This is a genomic window from Priestia sp. FW507-14D1A (genome assembly GCF_058781295.1).
Genome location: NZ_JBYSWQ010000002.1, coordinates 903,577 through 920,732, shown reverse-complemented (window position 1 = coordinate 920,732; position 17,156 = coordinate 903,577). Strand labels below are relative to the sequence as shown.

General features: G+C 37.4%; 21 protein-coding genes. 12 read left to right on the top strand and 9 right to left on the bottom strand.

Annotated features, from left to right (window positions below):
* Window positions 1-14: 14 nt before the first annotated feature.
* On the top strand, window positions 15-923 hold the full coding sequence (locus tag AC3WJG_RS13045) for an RluA family pseudouridine synthase (protein WP_013081773.1): 909 nt from the start codon (window positions 15-17) through the stop codon (window positions 921-923).
* A gap of 18 nt (window positions 924-941) precedes the next feature.
* Here AC3WJG_RS13045 and prpE read toward each other — a convergent pair whose 3' ends face one another.
* A complete protein-coding gene (gene prpE / locus AC3WJG_RS13040; RefSeq protein WP_025749875.1) occupies window positions 942-1,682 on the bottom strand; it encodes a bis(5'-nucleosyl)-tetraphosphatase PrpE in 741 nt (246 codons plus the stop codon).
* A 177-nt stretch (window positions 1,683-1,859) separates the two neighbouring features.
* Between prpE and mgtE the strand changes: the two genes are divergently transcribed.
* From mgtE to AC3WJG_RS13015, 5 genes are all read left to right on the top strand, one after another.
* A complete protein-coding gene (gene mgtE, locus AC3WJG_RS13035) occupies window positions 1,860-3,236 on the top strand; it encodes a magnesium transporter (RefSeq protein ID WP_014461563.1) in 1,377 nt (458 codons plus the stop codon).
* Between the two features lie 158 nt (window positions 3,237-3,394).
* The gene (locus AC3WJG_RS13030; protein ID WP_028407487.1) at window positions 3,395-5,254 is read left to right on the top strand and encodes a monovalent cation:proton antiporter family protein; all 1,860 of its coding nucleotides are present in this window, start codon (window positions 3,395-3,397) and stop codon (window positions 5,252-5,254) included.
* Window positions 5,255-5,426: 172 nt separating this feature from the next.
* Window positions 5,427-5,561, top strand: coding sequence for a hypothetical protein (locus AC3WJG_RS13025; protein ID WP_268798642.1), 135 nt, complete (start codon window positions 5,427-5,429; stop codon window positions 5,559-5,561).
* A 217-nt stretch (window positions 5,562-5,778) separates the two neighbouring features.
* Window positions 5,779-6,291 carry a CotO family spore coat protein gene (locus AC3WJG_RS13020; RefSeq protein WP_028407488.1) on the top strand — a complete coding sequence of 171 codons (513 nt, stop codon included), beginning with the start codon at window positions 5,779-5,781 and terminating at the stop codon, window positions 6,289-6,291.
* Window positions 6,292-6,368: 77 nt separating this feature from the next.
* A complete protein-coding gene (locus tag AC3WJG_RS13015) occupies window positions 6,369-6,704 on the top strand; it encodes a DUF1360 domain-containing protein (protein WP_034267630.1) in 336 nt (111 codons plus the stop codon).
* A 47-nt stretch (window positions 6,705-6,751) separates the two neighbouring features.
* Here the strand turns inward: AC3WJG_RS13015 and AC3WJG_RS13010 are convergent, their stop codons facing one another.
* Window positions 6,752-7,585 (bottom strand): hypothetical protein, encoded by an 834-nt coding sequence (locus tag AC3WJG_RS13010; protein ID WP_033578058.1) that lies wholly within the window; start codon window positions 7,583-7,585, stop codon window positions 6,752-6,754.
* Window positions 7,586-7,724: 139 nt separating this feature from the next.
* Entirely contained in the window at window positions 7,725-8,462 is a 738-nt protein-coding gene (locus tag AC3WJG_RS13005; RefSeq protein ID WP_060746415.1) for a BMQ_0737 family morphogenetic spore coat protein, read from the bottom strand.
* A gap of 261 nt (window positions 8,463-8,723) precedes the next feature.
* On the opposite strand from AC3WJG_RS13005, the gene AC3WJG_RS13000 reads away from it, so the two are divergent.
* The 5 genes from AC3WJG_RS13000 to spoVIF all read left to right on the top strand — a co-directional run bounded on the left by AC3WJG_RS13000 (window position 8,724) and on the right by spoVIF (window position 10,197).
* Window positions 8,724-9,110, top strand: coding sequence for a hypothetical protein (locus tag AC3WJG_RS13000; protein ID WP_060746414.1), 387 nt, complete (start codon window positions 8,724-8,726; stop codon window positions 9,108-9,110).
* A 68-nt stretch (window positions 9,111-9,178) separates the two neighbouring features.
* A complete protein-coding gene (locus AC3WJG_RS12995) occupies window positions 9,179-9,355 on the top strand; it encodes a hypothetical protein (protein WP_164797097.1) in 177 nt (58 codons plus the stop codon).
* Window positions 9,356-9,416: 61 nt separating this feature from the next.
* Window positions 9,417-9,596: a hypothetical protein gene (locus AC3WJG_RS12990; protein ID WP_041816498.1), complete on the top strand. Its 180-nt coding sequence runs from the start codon at window positions 9,417-9,419 to the stop codon at window positions 9,594-9,596.
* An 87-nt stretch (window positions 9,597-9,683) separates the two neighbouring features.
* On the top strand, window positions 9,684-9,806 hold the full coding sequence (locus tag AC3WJG_RS12985; protein WP_013055448.1) for a YjcZ family sporulation protein: 123 nt from the start codon (window positions 9,684-9,686) through the stop codon (window positions 9,804-9,806).
* Between the two features lie 133 nt (window positions 9,807-9,939).
* Window positions 9,940-10,197, top strand: coding sequence for a sporulation-specific transcription regulator SpoVIF (gene spoVIF / locus AC3WJG_RS12980; RefSeq protein ID WP_013055449.1), 258 nt, complete (start codon window positions 9,940-9,942; stop codon window positions 10,195-10,197).
* Window positions 10,198-10,243: 46 nt separating this feature from the next.
* On the opposite strand, the gene AC3WJG_RS12975 is transcribed toward spoVIF, so the two are convergent.
* Both AC3WJG_RS12975 and AC3WJG_RS12970 read right to left on the bottom strand, forming a co-directional pair.
* Window positions 10,244-11,032 carry a M48 family metallopeptidase gene (locus AC3WJG_RS12975; protein ID WP_028407492.1) on the bottom strand — a complete coding sequence of 263 codons (789 nt, stop codon included), beginning with the start codon at window positions 11,030-11,032 and terminating at the stop codon, window positions 10,244-10,246.
* A gap of 431 nt (window positions 11,033-11,463) precedes the next feature.
* Window positions 11,464-13,782, bottom strand: coding sequence for an ATP-dependent helicase (locus tag AC3WJG_RS12970; RefSeq protein WP_098332494.1), 2,319 nt, complete (start codon window positions 13,780-13,782; stop codon window positions 11,464-11,466).
* A gap of 378 nt (window positions 13,783-14,160) precedes the next feature.
* Here AC3WJG_RS12970 and AC3WJG_RS12965 point away from each other — a divergent pair, with 378 nt between their 5' ends.
* A complete protein-coding gene (locus AC3WJG_RS12965) occupies window positions 14,161-14,412 on the top strand; it encodes a hypothetical protein (protein ID WP_028407494.1) in 252 nt (83 codons plus the stop codon).
* A 76-nt stretch (window positions 14,413-14,488) separates the two neighbouring features.
* Here the strand turns inward: AC3WJG_RS12965 and AC3WJG_RS12960 are convergent, their stop codons facing one another.
* From AC3WJG_RS12960 to AC3WJG_RS12945, 4 genes are all read right to left on the bottom strand, one after another.
* Complete coding sequence (locus tag AC3WJG_RS12960; RefSeq protein ID WP_013081784.1) at window positions 14,489-15,166, bottom strand: DUF421 domain-containing protein; 678 nt, start codon at window positions 15,164-15,166, stop codon at window positions 14,489-14,491.
* An 89-nt stretch (window positions 15,167-15,255) separates the two neighbouring features.
* Window positions 15,256-15,690 (bottom strand): GNAT family N-acetyltransferase, encoded by a 435-nt coding sequence (locus AC3WJG_RS12955; protein ID WP_028407495.1) that lies wholly within the window; start codon window positions 15,688-15,690, stop codon window positions 15,256-15,258.
* A 5-nt stretch (window positions 15,691-15,695) separates the two neighbouring features.
* Complete coding sequence (locus AC3WJG_RS12950) at window positions 15,696-16,208, bottom strand: YjcG family protein (protein WP_013055455.1); 513 nt, start codon at window positions 16,206-16,208, stop codon at window positions 15,696-15,698.
* A gap of 82 nt (window positions 16,209-16,290) precedes the next feature.
* Window positions 16,291-17,016, bottom strand: a complete 726-nt coding sequence (locus AC3WJG_RS12945; protein WP_028407496.1) for an alpha/beta hydrolase — start codon at window positions 17,014-17,016, stop codon at window positions 16,291-16,293.
* Window positions 17,017-17,156 lie beyond the last annotated feature (140 nt).

Sequence of the window (17,156 nt, the reverse complement as noted above, 5' to 3'; positions counted from 1 at the left end):
AGGCAGGGAAGAGAATGAAACAAGTTTTTACGTTGAGTTGGACCGTAGATCATTCTTTCGAGGGTGTAGCGGTTCGTGAATTTTTAAAAGAACATGATATTTCCAAAGCTTCTCTGACGGACATTAAGTTCAGAGGAGGAGCAATTGAAGTAAATGGGAAGCATGCAACAGTTCGATATATTCTGCAAAAAGGTGACGAAATCAAGGTGGCGTTTCCACCAGAAAAAGCAAGTGAAAGTCTTCTTCCTAAAGCTATACCTTTGGATATTGTATATGAAGATGAGTATATATTAGTTTTGAATAAGCAGCCAAACATGCCAAGTATACCTTCTCGAGAACATCTAACGTGGTCACTAAGTAATGCTGTGCTCTATTATTATGAGAAAAATAACATTAACTCGACTGTTCATCTTGTAAATAGGTTGGACCGAGACACATCTGGGCTGCTTATTGTTGCTAAACATAGGCATGTTCATTACTTATTCTCTAAAGCACAAAAAGAACATGAAATTAAACGCGTGTACCGAGCTTTTGTTCATGGTAAGCTTGTTGGCAAAGAAACGATAGAGGCACCGATTGGCCGAAAAGAGTCAAGTATCATCGAACGGGAAGTAAGAGAAGATGGGCAATTTGCTATTACACACTATACGGCGCTTCGTCAGTATTCTTCTTTTACAGAAGTTGCTCTTTCGCTTGAGACGGGGAGAACTCACCAAATTCGTGTTCATATGGCTTATAAAGGATATCCACTGCTTGGAGATACCTTATATGGCGGAACGAATCATCTTATTTCTCGTCAAGCTCTTCACAGCTATGAACTCACTTTTTTTCATCCTTTTTTACAAAAAACTTTGTCTTTTACAGCACCTTTGCCGCCAGATATGCAGAAACTTCAAATCGTAAAAGAAAGTCGCTTTTTTTAATGAAAAGCGACTTTCTTTTTACACGAAGTGATTAAACTTTTCCTCTACATAAGGCATAGATGAAGGCACTGATATAATATTCCTTTCAGGATACTGAAACGCCGTTAAAGCCCCTCCAAAAACTGCGCCTGTATCAATATTAATGGTATTATGAATTTTTCTAGCTTTTACTACGGGTGTATGCCCATACACGATAAACGGTTTTCCGTTATAATGTTGGGCCCAATCCCGTCGGACAGGCATGCCGTTTAGATGCTTTTCACCCGTAATGTCTCCGTATAGCACAAAGGTTTTTACTTTTTTATCCGTTCTGCCGATGTATTCAGCTTTAAGGCCGGCGTGAGCAATAATTAATTGGTTTTGATCAAGCTGCACATATAGAGGTGATTGTTCATAAAGCTCAATGAACTTTTTCTTAATGAATTTCTGTTCTCTTGAAGGTAAAGCTTCGTACTCAGCAACGGTCGTTTCTAACCCATGAGTAATTTGCACTTTGTTACCGCAAAAGAAGCGATATAGCTTATTGCAGTGATTGCCTGGACAGTAGTAAGCTTGCTGATGCTTTATTACGAGGGACCATACGAGCTCAATCACTTTTAGTGAATGAGGTCCTCGGTCTGTTAAATCACCTACGAATCCAAGGCGCCGTCCGTCAGAATGGACAGGAATCCCGTCTTGCCACTCATACCCAAGTTTTTCTGTTAACGCTTTTAATTCATCATAGCACCCATGGATATCCCCTATTATATCTACTTTCATCTTTTATCCACATCCTTAAAAGGTTTTTCCTTTGACGATATAAAATTACCCTTATATGGAGCAAACTATGTGTAGAACTTATATATTATTGGGAAAAGAGTAAAGAGCTGTGAGTTGAAAAAAAACAAAATTCATCATAAAGTTAAATGAGTTTTGTACGACAGGGAGGTTGAAGACATGACAGATTCAATTGAAAAAGAAGAAAAGGCATGGTTCGCCGAACATTTATTATCACTTTTAGAAAAAAATGAAATCGATGCATTTCGTGAAGAATTTTTACATATGCATACGTATGACCAAGCTCAATTTTTTGAAGAATTAGATGAGCCTTCTAGATTTGCGCTGTACGAGATGTTATCTCCAGAAGAAATGGCGGATATCTTTGAAAATGTAGAGATACGAGAAGAAGATTATCAAGAAATTCTCTCAGAGATGCATCCCAATTTTGCAGCAGACATGCTGTCAGAAATGTCGGCGGATGATGCCGTTGACGTATTAAATGAATTGGATAAAGAACAAGTGGCGAGCTATTTAACGATTATGGATGAAGAAGCAGCCGATGAAATTAAAGAGTTGCTTCATTACGAGGAATATACCGCTGGAAGTATTATGACGACTGAATTTGTGGCCATTCGTGAAAATCAAACCGTACATTCAGCCATGCACATTCTACGCAGGGAAGCTCCGGAAGCGGAAACGATTTATTATGTATTTGTTATTGATGAACAAAAGCATCTAGCAGGTGTTATTTCTCTTCGTGATTTAATTATAGCAGATGAAGATACGATGATAAGCGAAGTGATGAATGAACGAGTCGTATCCGTGTCAGTAGCAGAAGACCAAGAAGAAGTTGCCCGTATTATGCGCGATTACAACTTTCTTGCGCTTCCAGTTGTTGATTTTCAGCAGCATCTTCTCGGGATTATTACGGTTGATGATGTGATGGATGTTCTGGATGAAGAGGCATCCGATGACTATTCTAAATTAGCCGGTATTAGCGATGTAGATGATACGATCGACCACAATCCTTTAGTAGCGGCCAAAAAGAGGCTGCCTTGGCTTATCATTTTGCTGTTTTTAGGAATGATGACAGCGAGTTTAATTGGACGTTTTGAAGATACGTTGAATCAAGTAGCTATTTTAGCTGTATTTATACCTTTGATTGGCGGTATGGCTGGTAATACAGGAACACAGGCACTAGCCGTTGCGGTTCGTGGACTGGCGACGGGAGAAATCGAAGAAGAAAGCAAATTTAAGCTGTTAATCCGAGAAGCAGCTACGGGAATGATTACGGGCGCATCATGTGGACTTTTAGTTGTATTAATTGTTTATATTTGGCAAGGTGATCTTATTTTAGGCGCTTTGGTAGGCGTCTCTGTATTTTCAACATTGATTGTGGCTACACTAGCAGGAGCGTTTATCCCGCTTCTCATGCACAGGTTCAAAATTGACCCTGCAGTCGCATCAGGACCATTTATTACAACGATCAATGATCTTATCAGTATTTTAATTTACTTCGGTCTAGCGACAACATTTATGAGTTATTTAAAATAATGAAGAGACTTTAGAATTCGACATGAGTAATCATGTCGGATTTTCATTATCAGTTCATATAGTTGACAGAGAACCTTCAAGCTTTTATGATTAACCTTTAATTTTGAATACTAACGTCTTCGTTTTATAAATAACGAAGGTAAAAGGAGGGGAATCTAATGGAACAGCACGCGTCCTTTACATCACTTGTTATCGTCATTAGTTTGGCCTTTTTAACGCCTATACTGTTGCATCGGTTTAAACTCAACATTATACCTGTAGTCGTAGCTGAAATTATTATGGGATTAATTATAGGGAAAAGTGGTTTTGACCTTGTGGAGCAGGATATGTGGCTTGAAACACTTTCCACTCTAGGCTTTATCTTTTTGATGTTTTTAAGTGGTTTAGAAATTGATTTTTCTGCTTTTGCTGGAGGAAATTCAAAAGACAAAAAGGCATCAGGAGCTAAGGTGCCAAATGCTTTTTCCATTTCTATACTAGTGTTTGCAGCTATCTTTGCGGTTTCACTATTTTTGTCCTATGTTTTTGTATGGACCGGTTTTATCGATAATGCCTTTTTGATGACGCTTATTATTTCTACCATTTCATTAGGAGTAGTAGTGCCGACCTTAAAAGATGCACAGATTATGAAAAAGCCGATTGGACAGACCATTTTATTGATTGCGGTTATTGCGGACTTAGTCACGATGATTTTACTAGCCGTATTTGCTTCCGTCTATGATAAATCAGGAAATAGCAATACATGGTTGATTTTAATTTTATTTGGAGTAGGAGTGATTTTATACTTCATAGGGAAGCAGTTTAAAAACCGATCGTTTCTTGAGACAATGTCTAAAGGTACAATTCAAATCGACACGCGTGCGGTATTTGCACTCATTATCATTCTAGTGGGCCTTTCGGAGTCAATTGGTGTTGAAAACATTTTAGGCGCTTTTTTAGCGGGATCACTCGTTTCTCTTCTTGCGCCTAACAAAAATTTAGTTCATAAATTAGATTCGTTTGGCTACGGATTTTTAATTCCTATCTTTTTTGTGATGGTAGGAGTGAAGCTTGACGTTTGGTCATTGTTCAGTGATAAAAAAGTGCTGATTTTAATGCCTTTATTATTCATTGCATTGTTGATATCCAAGCTAGTCCCAGCGTTAATCTTAAGAAAATGGTATGATATGAAAACCGTTTTGGCATCGGGTTTTCTTTTAACATCGACTTTATCACTCGTTATTGCAGCAGCAACGGTTGGTGAAAATATTGGTGTTATTGATTCACAAATGTCCGGTGCGCTGATTTTGGTGGCGATTATTACATGTATTATTACACCTATTATCTTTAGAAAGCTGTTTCCAAAGCCAGAAATCAGTGACAGAAAGCTGAAGATTAATATGCTCGGTGCAAATCAATTTACACTCCCGGTTATTCGAGAAATGGATCTTGATTTATATGATGTTACCATTTATCATCCTACGCAGGACAAAATTGAAAACCGTACGTCGGATTCCATTTTTAATATCGTCGACATCGATGGATATAGTAAGGAAACTTTAATGCGTATGGGGATTTTAGATGCGGATGTATTAGTTGTAACAACCGGGGAAGAAGAGAGAAATAGCGACATTGCTCTATTTGCAAAACAATATGGTACAGAACGGGTTATTGCCCGTGTAGAAAGTCCTGTATTAGATGAAAAGATGAAAGAAAATAACATTGAAGTTTTTTCTGTGCTGTTATCTACGACTGCATTGCTAAAAGCTTTAATTGAATCGCCAAATATTTTAAATATCTTAACGAATCAAGAAACAGCACTTTATCAAATTAATATGCGTAACCCTAAATACGAGGGGGTAGAGCTTCGCAAGTTCCCATTTACAGGAGATGTGATCTTTGTTCGAATCTTTAGAGGCAAAGATTCCATTGTACCTCATGGCGATACAGAGCTTGAATTTGATGATCGTTTGATTGTAACGGGGTCTCGTTCGTATGTGAATGAATTGCGTATGCTTCTTGAGTATAAAATTAGATAAAGGTATCTAGGTAGGTTTAGTTTGCTACCTTATTGAATGAGAGAAAGAGGCTGGGACAAAATTATTTTAGCTGAAGTGATAAACGAACCCTTGATCAAAATGTTTGATTAGTGGTTCGTTTTTTTTTTGTTGTTTTGAAAATAAGTTTCATCTGTTTAGCTCTTTCTAGCAGTTGATTCGAGGACAAGACGAAGACTCCTGCAGGAAAAGCGGAACAGATGAGACCCCGCAGGAGCGCAAGCGACGAGGAGGCTCATCGGCCGCCCGCGAAAAGCGAAGTCTTGCACGGAAATCAACTGCGGTGTGACAAGCGGTTCAGCTCATGTGGCCCATTTGTGCGTCTTTAGATTGAATTAATTTCGTTATGTCTCAACCTCTTTTATTGTGTTTTCTCACATGCTGGAAATAAAAGTACAGCCCTGCTTTTGGTGTTAAAAAGGCTACCGCAAAAAAATAAACAAGTTTTTCCGTGTTCAAGCATACATTTTTAAAAGAACGATAACAAGCAATTGGAGGTATGCTTCATGACTAACTCAAAATCTAAGTCAGAAGAAAACGAGCCGCTAATGTACATTGTCCAGCCAAACGCTACGCAAAATCAGCGTTCTATGCAATATTATTTTAGTTCAAAACAGCAAGACAATAAAGGAATAGAGAAAGAGCACGTGTTAAAAGAAGAGCCCAGCTTTTCTTCCATTCAAGAAGTCAAAGAGCCTGACGTAGAAAAAGTGGAAGAGATTAAGCAAGAAAAAGAGGAAGAGCGTTCAATTGTTCCCGTGGATATACCGCAATCAGAGACTAAAAAGCCAAATAAAATGTTTCAGTCTATGACGATTAAAGAAAAAGTTGAATTTCTATGCAGCTTCCCGCCTCATATGTCTCAGCCAATTTGTGAAATTACGTGTCAAAACCAAAAATATATAGGAACAATCTTAGAATTAAAAGAAGGAAGTTTATACGTGAGCGTTCCCCCTAATAAAGAGAAAACAGTATTGAAATTTCATGATATTCAGACCATATCTATCATTAAAATTTAAGCAACTCTAAAAGCTAACAGTGAAGAAGCACGTTAGCTTTTATTTTCATAAGTTTGTGAATGCACGGAGGAATGAAGATGACATGGATTTATCTAACATTATTTGTCTTTGCGACGTTTCGACTTACTCGTCTAATTGTTTTTGATAAAATTACAGCGTTTATTCGTAAACCGTTTCATAAAATCGTAGAAGATCAAGATGAACAAGGAAATACGGTAACTTATTTAGAGATAAAAGGGAAGGGACTGCAAAAGTGGATTGGAGAGCTGCTCAGCTGCTATTGGTGTACAGGCATATGGTGTGCGGTAGGAATTTATTTTAGTTATGTAGCGGTCCCGCACATTGCTATTCCTATTATTACGATCTTAGCTATTGCAGGGTGTGCAGGAATTATAGAATCTTTTATGAAATAAATGGACGAGTTAAAAGACATATTGATCGTCAATATGTCTTTTAATGATTAAGGGAAATTTAGCACAACTTTATTTAAAAAAGGAATACCTTCCTGCCACTCTTCACTATAGAAAAAGCCTTCTAGAATAAACGAAGTCGTATCAGTGGAGAGAGGAATGACTACTTGAAAAGAGTCAAATAGTAATTTGCCTTTGGGCTTTAATACTGTTTGCTTAATGGGTTTAATCCAATATTCACCGTCATTTTGAATTTTTTCGTTCCATTTTGGATGAGCGTAGCGCCATTCTAAAGAAGAAGAGGGGACACTAGAAGCTTCAATATCTTTTTCATCAATGATCTTCCCGCTTAACATAGCAGAAGCAGTAGGCTTCATTTTTAAGCAAAGTGTTGGAGAGTATAAAGTACTGCTCGTTTGATTTTGAATAATTACGTTGCCGAACATCATCAGCTCGCTTTCATCTTGTTCTGGCAGCAGTATGGAATGTTGGAAGAAACAGAGGATATCGCTTTTTTCGAACCTTTCTATGGGTTTTTCTACAATCTTTTCAATTACTTTCTCCACGATTTTTTCTTCAATAACGGGCTGTTTCCTTGAAGCTTTTTCTCGAAACGCTTCGGCAATAATTTTTTGTTCGGAAAGCTCGTTTCTCAGTAGATCCAGTTCTTTTTCTAATTCTTCAATTTCTACTTCTTTTTCAGATGTAGAAAGCGTCTCAGCGTGTTTCTTTTTCCAAAACGATGTATTTTCTTTTTCTCGCTCTAAAGCTCGTTCATAGCTTTTTAGTTGGTTTTGCACGTTTCGAATTTCTGATTTATAGTGTATGAGCTTTTGTTTTAATTGAGTTAGATCATCTTTAGGGGAAGGGGAGTTACGACTCATCTAGTAGTCTCCTTTCCTGCTGAGCTATAAATTAATCTGGTCGTTAGAGCTGCCCATAGCAGTTTTATTTATATGTATGCAGAAAGCGCGTAAAGGATGAAAAAAGAGGAGAAATATTCTCCTCTGGCTTTTTATCTTGTTAATCAAAGTCGTGATGGTCGAAGCCTGACTCTACATCGTCTCCATCAAAATCATCGTGATGTGGTCTTCCAGGGAAAATAGCATCACATTGAGGTGGATATTCAATAGGTGAGCAGCTGCTTGTAGAAATGATTTCAGGGCGAGGGTAGCAGAAGCTTCCTTCTACTTCAACTTTAACATCTTTTTCAATTTGAACACTTAGGCATAACATAAGATCAAAGCTTAATTGCTGTAAGTGACAATCTGATAATCTGAGAGAACCGTCAGTTCCTTCAAAAGATTCAAGGTGGACAACAGGTTCTGTTCCTTCCGGGGCGCATAAATAGAATGTTTGATGTATTTTCCAAGGAATAATGCTAGATTCAACTTCGTCATGTCTGTGGTGCCCACTCAATTCAATTAACTTAACTCGGTAAAAGCCGCTAATTGATAATTTTACTTCATGAAGAACAACAACTTCTCCATCTGGTAACACGATTTTTTTAGGTCTACGACCACCGTGGGGCACAAGCTCAATCACGTTATCAAGTGCGTCTTCATCTGAAGGATCTACAGGGTGACCTTCACTATCCGTTAAAACAATTTCCACTTCTACGTCATGGCCTAAATCTTTAAGATCTTCTTCATCAAACAATGAAGTATCGTTAGTAAAGATTTGTGGTAAAACAACTTGACGTCTAACCCAGTCGTACACTTTAGGTACGCGGATACATAATGATTCAAAAAGTTCTGCCATTTTTAAACCTCCTAATTGTAATTGTCCTTCCTTTACGCTTTTCGTTACTAGGTATCGGACTACTATAGTGTATGAATGACCTGCTTTTATGTTCCTTAGTAAAAGCGGAATTTATCGGAATAAATCCTAGTTGGAGCGAGCATAAAAAATGAAGGAAATAATAAACTCAATTACAGCATATTCATGTTAATAAAAAGTGTTATTCATCTTTAACTGATTTTTTAGAAGCTGTGGGTTATTTATAATGGAGGAGTGAAGGGCATGAGCGAGGAAAAAACGAAAAAATACATTGCTTCATTGAAGTCGGAGTTGGCTTTTTATAAAGAAGAATATCAAAAATTCAAGCACCAAGAATTTGAATATGAAGATATTAAGGAAGAGCTAGCGGAATTACAGCAAAAGCATGAAGAAGAAAAAAAGAAGCTAGAGGAAAAAATAGATTGGCTGAAAGCATGCGTTAATGAACAAAAATCAAAAACCGAACAGTCCATTGTACAGTACAATCATCAAGCTCAAGGAACAATTCAAGAACTGCAAAATCGGCTGCGTGAAGTGACAGAGCAAAAGGGAGGAGAAAGACCGAGAGTGAGGAAACCAAAAAACAGCACGGATTTATTTTTGTCCCTGCAGCGCAAAATGGACAAATAAGATAGAACGTCTTTCTTTAGTCCTGAATATAATGTTATAGATAGGATGCTGTGAAAAGGAGGGAAAACATGATGTATTATCATTATAATTATAATCCTAATCAATACCCTCAGCCCCTGCCTTATCATCCACAACCAATGACAAAACAATCGGTAAAGAAAGGGCAGTCTATTCCTAAGCCAGTCCAGTACCCTTCACCAAAACAAGGTGGTTGCGGCTGTGGTTCAAAGTTACCAAAGCGATAAGCAATAGAAGCATTGTCACTTGGACAGTGCTTTTTTACATAGAGTGGAGAGAGGTGTAGAGATGCCGGATTTTTTCGATGAATTTGAACGTTTTTTTGAACAGCATATGATGGGAGAACATCGAAAGAGAATGAACGAAGTAGAAAAAGCAGAAAAGCAGATGGAACAGCAGGAGAGGAAACTGCAACAAAATGTAAAAAGACTTGATGAGCAAGATGCTGAAGATCCGTTTGGACAATGAAATTTAATGTACACAGTTGAAAAGCCCATACGAAATCATTTGAGTGAACATACAGTATAGAGAGTAAAACAGAGGGGGTGTAATATTATGGGCTGCGGATTTGGCTACGGTGGTTGTGGTTACGGTGGTGGCTACGGCGGTGGTTTTGCGTTAATCGTTGTATTATTCATTCTATTAATTATTGTTGGTTGTGTTTGTTTTTACAATTAATCCCTTCTATGAATAAGGCACCGAAAAGTGCGGGTGAAGTTTCACTCGCACTTTATTTTTTTATTAAATGTAAAGGGCACCATCTAGGCACATGGTGCATACGATGAAGTATAAATAAAGGAGGTCATGCAAAATGGATAATAATATGTTTAAAAATATAGAAAAGAAAACAGGCGTTAATATGAAGGATATCTTTGAACTTGCGAATTCTGTACAAAATGCTAATTTTAAAGATGAGCAAACGGTGCGTAATATTGTGAAGCGAGTAGCACAAATTGCGAATAAGCCAATTTCAAAACAAAAAGAAGAACAAATTGTTAAGGCGATTGCAAACAATAATCAATCCATTGATTTTGCGACCATCGCTAAAATGCTAAATGAGAAAAAATAATTTAATGTTTTATATAAAGCCCTGACACGTCAGGGCTTTTTTCCATTTATGCAATTTCATTTGTTTGAAATGCGTTAGAATCAAGATCAAACAATTCCGGATGCTGTGCTAAGTAATTAATTTCTTTAATACGATGGGCGATAGGGGGGTGAGTTGAAGTAGCTTGATTCAACCACATAAAAAAACCTTTTTCCTGTGAGTGCGTATGAACAAATTCCTCCTGATTTACTTTTTTATTTAGACAATGACCAACCGCAAGTATAGTGAGTGCTTGAGTGGCAGCTTTTGCATCACCAATCGCAACGGAAGCTATGCGATCACACGTATATTCACAGGCCCTAGAGTAAGCTTTTCCTAAAAAAGGAACCCAAAGAGCAGGTAGAATAAGTGAGTGGTAGAGTGTATGCTTACGTTTGATATGAACTAATTCGTGGGCAATAATAAAAGAAAGTTCTTTTTCTTGATTATCTTCAATCATTTCAACAATGTCGGAGTATAAAACGACAAAGTGACGTCCAAAAAAACGTGTAGCAAACGCATTTAACAAGCCGCCTGATTGAACAATATAAATATCGGGCAGCTCTAAATCCAGCTCTAAAGATAACTGTTTTGCCTGATGATAAGTGTGCGGGAACTGCTTCTCTGTCAATCTAACCCCATTATTGCGAATTTGAGCAATGGAGAAACCGTGGAGTATAAATGTAATTAAAAAACCGATTACAAGGTAGATAATACCAATGAGTGAAATAATTAAAAAGAAATAAGTTAATAAGCTGATAACCATACACAAAATGAAAAAAATCTTTTCATTTTCATGAATAAGCTTTGTGTTCAATAATGGAGCCCCCTAAAATATAGTAGTACAGTACATAACGTAGTGTAACGTATCCACGTATGAATATCTACCTCTTAGTGGAATATTTGGTTAATAATAGATGATGAGAATATTAGTTATGGACGCTAGCTTGAAGTAAGATAAAGAGGTTGAAACATAACTACAGGAATCCAATTTAAAGACGAACAATCTGGATACATGATCCGGCTTGCTCGACCGCTGTTGCTTTCTGCGGGGTCTCATCTGTCCCCGCAGGAGTCTTCGCCTTGCTCTTTAACCAACCGCTAGAAGCACCTGCGTTCACCATGATTATAAAAAAACGAACTATTTATCCGTTTTTGATAGATAGTTCGTTTTTTATTTTAATGAAACTACTTTTGTCCTAGCTTCTTCCTTTAACTCAAATATTTTTGTCCCAGCCTGTTTTTCTTTTACACTTTTTTTATAAACGACTTCAGGAATCTTGAAGGATAAGCGGTTTTACCCCTTCTAGTTTGCGGAACAGATAAATAAAGTGAATTCTGTGCACGCGTCATTGCTACATATAAAAGACGGCGTTCTTCTTGAAGCGGCACATCATCTCCGCCTCGATAAGCTTCGAGTGCATAATCATGAGGCAAACCGCCATCTACGCTGCTCAGTACGTATACATGCTTATATTCAAGACCCTTTGCTCGGTGAATTGTGGTTAGCTGAATACTTTCATTAAATTGCTTGCTTAAAGCTTTCATCTCTGTGTTCATGGCAATCATATGATCCACATGCTCTAAGAGTTCAGGTACGGTTTTGAATTTACGTGCTACAACTTTTAAATCCCGCACGTCATCCGAACCTTTTTCCATCATATTTCCTTCATTTCCGCGTTTTTTGACAAAATCATCGAATCCCATATCTTTAGAAATCGTCTCAAGTGCCAAAGAAGGAGACATTGATTTTAGCGACTTGAATAAAGGAATTACTTTCTTGAGTTTTTTTTGCTGAAACGGTTTTAAATCTTGAAGATATTCAAGTGCATCGATAAATGTACCATCATGAAGAATACTTGCTGCTTTTAAGTCATTGACTGCTGTTTTCTTTAAAAAGAGTGCGTTTACTAAATCTTGTAGCGAACTTGCGTCATTTGGATTCACGCTCAAGCGTAGAAATGAAAGTAAACTTCGAACCATGCGTCTTTTATAAAACGAATCCGCATCTTGTTCGATTGAAAATGGCAGGTTTGACTGTGATAAACGTTCAAAGATGGCGCGTGAAGAAGCGTGAGTTCGGTACAAGACCGCAAATTCAGTTGGAGAAGCCCCTTGCTTAATCTTTTCTTTCATATCCGTTACAATCATTGTTGCTTCTTCTTCTTCGTCGTATGGAAAGAAGAATGTAGGTCGCAACTCATTATCAAACTGGGCAGCCATTTCTTTTTGTCGGCGCGCTGTATTTCGTGCAATGACTTTATTAGCAGAAGAAACGATGGCGTGAGCTGAACGATAATTTTGGTTTAACGTAATAACAGTTGTATTAGAAAAATCTTTTTCAAAGTTTAAAATGAACGAAGGATCGCTTCCGCGGAAAGCGTAAATTGATTGATCATCATCTCCTACGACACACAAGTTTTTAGAGTCTTCACTTAGCATTTTCATAATTTTATATTGAACTTTATTAATATCTTGAAATTCGTCAATTAAAAAATAGCGAAACCTTTTTTGGTAACGAGTGAGTAAATCGGGATTTTGTTTTAGCATTTCATAACATCCATACAGCATGTCATCAAAATCGAATAGCTGTTTTTGCTTTTTGACTTCTTCATAGCGACGATATAAAAAGTGCACATCTTGTTCCCATTTGTCCTTTGGCCGCACATCTTGCACGCCAACAAGCGTGTTTTTCCAATAGCCGATTTGCTGAAGTGCCTGATCAAACGGAAAATCTTTTTCATCCACGTGGAGCTCTCTTGCTGCTTCTTTCACGATCTGTTCTTTTTGCCAATCCCATTTTAGCAGGCGGTCCATTTGCCACGCTTGAGGATTATGATGAACAATCATACGTAAGAAAATGCTGTGAAAAGTTCCAACTAGCATTTGACGAAGATGTAAGCCGGACATCTTTGGATATGTAGCCAATCGTTCTTTCATTTCTTTAGCTGATTTAGCCGTGAAAGTCACCAGCATAATGGATTTCGGATCAATTTTTTTTTCTTGTATCATATATGCGGTGCGAGCTGTTAATACACGCGTTTTTCCGCTTCCCGCACCAGCTAGAATAAGGAGCGGTCCTTCTGAATGTGTAACAGCTTTCCACTGGTTCGAATCTAATTCAATACCGCTCTCTTTAAATTCATTTAAATAAGGAGAGTCAGAGTGTTTAGGAACAGCTGGTTTTAAGCGAAAAGCAGGAACACTTGAAAAAGGTGCGGAAGACCTCCATGTTGCTTTCTCTTTTACAGTTGAACTTTTCTCGCCAATAGCTCGTCCTTTAGGAATACGAAATCCATTGGTTTCTCTGTATTCAGGCGGATTTTCTTTTATTTGTTGCACCGCTGTTGTTTCTGATAGTGTGTCTAAACACTCTTCTCTTTCATGGGGAACTTGAGCATGATAAAAGTAAGGAGAATGCTCAATCCCCAGATATAATTTAACTGGTTCTCCGCAGTGAGCACACGTTATTTCTCCGCGGAGACTAGCTTCATATAAATATTGAAATCGGTCTCTAGCCGTTATAGCAAGATTAAGTATTTGATTTTGATAAAGTGCACGTTGCAAAAAACATGGCCTCCTTTTTAAAACATGAATAATCAATAGTAAATAAGAGGGAGTTAAAGCAAGAAGCCGCTCTCGTTCTACATCGATATAGATGTGTGTATACGCACAGTCTTTGTTTTATAGTCAAAGTCTATCATATCAAAATCATCTTTTTTTAAAAAGAGCACGGATATTTTTGGAGGGATAGGATGTAAAAAAGGGTATATATTGAATAAGACATCACATATGTTCAAAACAGGCGGTATAGATACAAGGTGTCATCTGTTTTGAACAAGTCTAAAGTAGAGGATTAAAGTGAGCGGTTTCAATGTCGATACTTCTTGAGAAAAATACTGAGTTCTGCGAGTAAAAGGTATCTTGAAAAAGAGGAGGGTTCATATGGGATATATACTGCCCGTCACGCCTTATCAATCTATTCAATATGCAAATCGTCTTCAAAAAAATAATGCTTCTTTTTCAAATCGTATTTGGCCTATTGAGAAAAAAAGCTTTGACGAAGAGTTTGAATCGCGTTCTCACTCACTGGAATTGACGCCAAGTTCAGTACAAAAGCGAAAAAAACTTCAAGCAGCAGAGCGTGTATACAGCAAGCTAACAAATAAGGGCCTAGTGATTAATACACGTGTCTAATAGAAAAAATCGTGAACGCCGCAGAATGAATACGCTCACGATTTTTTAACAAAGTAATGAACAAGTAAAAAACATCTTAGTAAGATTCAATAAAAAGAGTACTGCCCTGCTGCCATTCAGCATAAAGCACCTGTTTATAATCGGTAAATCCTTGTTTTTTTAACTGTGTCTTTAGCCAGTCTTCATCAAAGCCTGACTGAATCAAGTTTTTCAAAAGCAAACGTCCATCACTGACGAAGGCGATAGATAAAACGGGTTCAGAAGGAGGCAGCTGTAGATCGCTTCTTGTTGGCTTAGCATAATCAGATTTTGGCAATACGCTTAGTGATCCATCTGTTTCTAAAATCGCATATTCAACTTCACGAATGGAAAATATGTCTTTTGAACGAAGCATATGAAGAAGCTGATCGATATCCAATCGATTTTTGCTAAGTTCTTTGTAGGAAATTTTCCCTTTTCGAATAATAATAGATGGCCGTCCTTCTAAAAACAAACGCAGGCGAATATTTTTTTGAGTAATAACTTCGGTGACATAAATAAGCGCTCCCCAAAAGATAACAGCAAATAAAATTTTGCCTATTCCTACTTCTGAGTCATATAGCGCATTTCCTACTAACTCTCCTAATACAAGAGCAGAGATAAAATCAAAAGTGGTAAGCTGAGTGATCGTCGCTCTGCCTAAAAATTTAGTTAAAATAAACAAGCAGATAAATCCGATAAAGAGTTCTAATGCAATTCCGATAAGTTCATCCATATTTTCACCTAATTCACATGATTAGGTATTAGTATAAGCAAAGCAAAGGTTCTTATCCTTTAAAAAAGCAAAAACACCAGGTTCAATTCCTAGTGTTTTTTACTTAGTTTCTTTACCATCTCTACATGTGGAATTCCAGCATCCATAAATTCACCTGAAACCGTTACGTAGCCTAGCTTTTTATAAAATTCTTCCGCATGCGTTTGAGCATGCAGCTTAATTTTTTCAATCTCGTGCTCTGCTGCGAGCTCTTCTAACTTATCCATCAAAAGCTTTCCTACACCGTCTTTTCGATAAGAAGAAAGAACGCAGATTCGTTCGGCTTTTCCATAGTCCTCTACCATACGGAAGCGTCCTGCCCCAATTGGTGCAGTTCCTTTGTATACAACTAAATGCAGGGCTTCGGAATCGTATTCATCGATTTCTTGCTCTACATCAACCTGCTGTTCTTCTACAAATACTTTTTGACGTACGAAGTAAGCATCAGAATGATCTTGTTTGTTCGTTAGTACTTTGATGTTCACGTATCTTATCCCTTTCCAAGACGAAATGTTTCAAACACAGTCCATGTTTCATTTTCAAGCTGGTACATTAAATGAAAGCGATCCACTGTTTCTTCATGAGCGACATCTACAAGCTTCAACTGGCTATACACATCTAAGTGCTCATCATCTGAAAGACGTTGACCAATTGTAATATGTGGAATAAATGAATACTCAGTTGGCTGTTCGAGATTGCCTTCATGAAGTTTATTGTAAAGTGACGTCAGTTCTGGTTTTTGTTCCACTTTTAAGTAAATGACGTTATTGGCTGGTGAAAATGAGCTTACTTTCGTTACATTTAATGTAAATGGATTTGTTTCTTCGGCAATTTTACGCAAGTTAGCCGCAATTTCATCAATTTGGTCTTCTGTAGCTTCAAAGACTTCTTTTAATGTAAGATGAGGCGGAATTAATGAATAGTGAGAATCATAGCGCTTTCGATAAGAATTCGCTACATCTTGCAATTTTTTAGATGGAAAAAGTACAACGCCAAATTTCATAAAAAATCCCTCCAAAGTAAGATCATAAAATATGTATAAAGCGAGCTTATTATAACAAATTTTCAAAAAATATGATATCTTTCTACTTCAACATATATTGAAGCGACCGCTTTACGTCTTTTTGCCAGTATTTCCACGTATGATTTCCATTAAATTCTTCGTAGAAAACAGAATATCCACGCTGCTTCATTTGTTCGTGCAACAGGCGGTTAGGCTCAATAAAATTCAATATACCGTCTTGTGTTGTTTTGACATCTGTTTCTTCAGTTCCAATAACATGATACAAATCCAGCAGTGAAGGAGAAGCAAATGAGTTGACCGTTTGTAATACAGCATCGTTCACGAAAGGAGAATGCATAATTACTTTCCCGAACGTGTGAGGATACGCAATGGCCGTCAGCAGTGAAACTGTAGCAGCAAGCGAATCACCAATTAGAACACGTGATTTTCCCATTTGATATGTAGGATATGTTTTATCCAAAAATGGCACAAGTTCATGTGCTAAAAAGCGAATGTAGGCATCTACTTGATTTCCTTCTGGATGATACTTATCGCGTCTGTCTTCTACGCTTTTATATGGAATTCCAACAAAAATAGTACGATCGATTTCCGACTCGTTCATTAAATCATCAATTAAACGAGGTGTTCGTCCGTACATAACATAATCTTTTCCGTCTTGGGCAATAAGTAAGGAATACTTATAGAGCGTAGAATAGTTTGACGGCAAATAGACTAGTAACGTGACATCTTCTTGCAGTGCGTCACTATAAAAAGAAATTTCTTCTAACTTCCGCTTACTTTCTGACATGAATAATCGACTCCTATGCATTTGAATGAAAGCGTTACCTTTATTGTAACACATTTTCTAATAACCGTTCTTTATTTTATTGTAACGAATTTTTAAGCGAATGACGAGAAAGAGGCATGCGTCATTAAAAAAGCGCTTCA

Coding starts and splice junctions, on each gene's coding strand:
- AC3WJG_RS13045 (WP_013081773.1), top strand. CDS start 15: ATGAAACAAGTTTTTACGTTGAGTTGGACCGTAGATCATTCTTTCGAG.
- prpE (WP_025749875.1), bottom strand. CDS start 1,682: ATGAAAGTAGATATAATAGGGGATATCCATGGGTGCTATGATGAATTA.
- mgtE (WP_014461563.1), top strand. CDS start 1,860: ATGACAGATTCAATTGAAAAAGAAGAAAAGGCATGGTTCGCCGAACAT.
- AC3WJG_RS13030 (WP_028407487.1), top strand. CDS start 3,395: ATGGAACAGCACGCGTCCTTTACATCACTTGTTATCGTCATTAGTTTG.
- AC3WJG_RS13020 (WP_028407488.1), top strand. CDS start 5,779: ATGACTAACTCAAAATCTAAGTCAGAAGAAAACGAGCCGCTAATGTAC.
- AC3WJG_RS13015 (WP_034267630.1), top strand. CDS start 6,369: ATGACATGGATTTATCTAACATTATTTGTCTTTGCGACGTTTCGACTT.
- AC3WJG_RS13010 (WP_033578058.1), bottom strand. CDS start 7,585: ATGAGTCGTAACTCCCCTTCCCCTAAAGATGATCTAACTCAATTAAAA.
- AC3WJG_RS13005 (WP_060746415.1), bottom strand. CDS start 8,462: ATGGCAGAACTTTTTGAATCATTATGTATCCGCGTACCTAAAGTGTAC.
- AC3WJG_RS13000 (WP_060746414.1), top strand. CDS start 8,724: ATGAGCGAGGAAAAAACGAAAAAATACATTGCTTCATTGAAGTCGGAG.
- AC3WJG_RS12995 (WP_164797097.1), top strand. CDS start 9,179: ATGATGTATTATCATTATAATTATAATCCTAATCAATACCCTCAGCCC.
- AC3WJG_RS12990 (WP_041816498.1), top strand. CDS start 9,417: ATGCCGGATTTTTTCGATGAATTTGAACGTTTTTTTGAACAGCATATG.
- AC3WJG_RS12985 (WP_013055448.1), top strand. CDS start 9,684: ATGGGCTGCGGATTTGGCTACGGTGGTTGTGGTTACGGTGGTGGCTAC.
- spoVIF (WP_013055449.1), top strand. CDS start 9,940: ATGGATAATAATATGTTTAAAAATATAGAAAAGAAAACAGGCGTTAAT.
- AC3WJG_RS12965 (WP_028407494.1), top strand. CDS start 14,161: ATGGGATATATACTGCCCGTCACGCCTTATCAATCTATTCAATATGCA.
- AC3WJG_RS12960 (WP_013081784.1), bottom strand. CDS start 15,166: ATGGATGAACTTATCGGAATTGCATTAGAACTCTTTATCGGATTTATC.
- AC3WJG_RS12950 (WP_013055455.1), bottom strand. CDS start 16,208: ATGAAATTTGGCGTTGTACTTTTTCCATCTAAAAAATTGCAAGATGTA.
- AC3WJG_RS12945 (WP_028407496.1), bottom strand. CDS start 17,016: ATGTCAGAAAGTAAGCGGAAGTTAGAAGAAATTTCTTTTTATAGTGAC.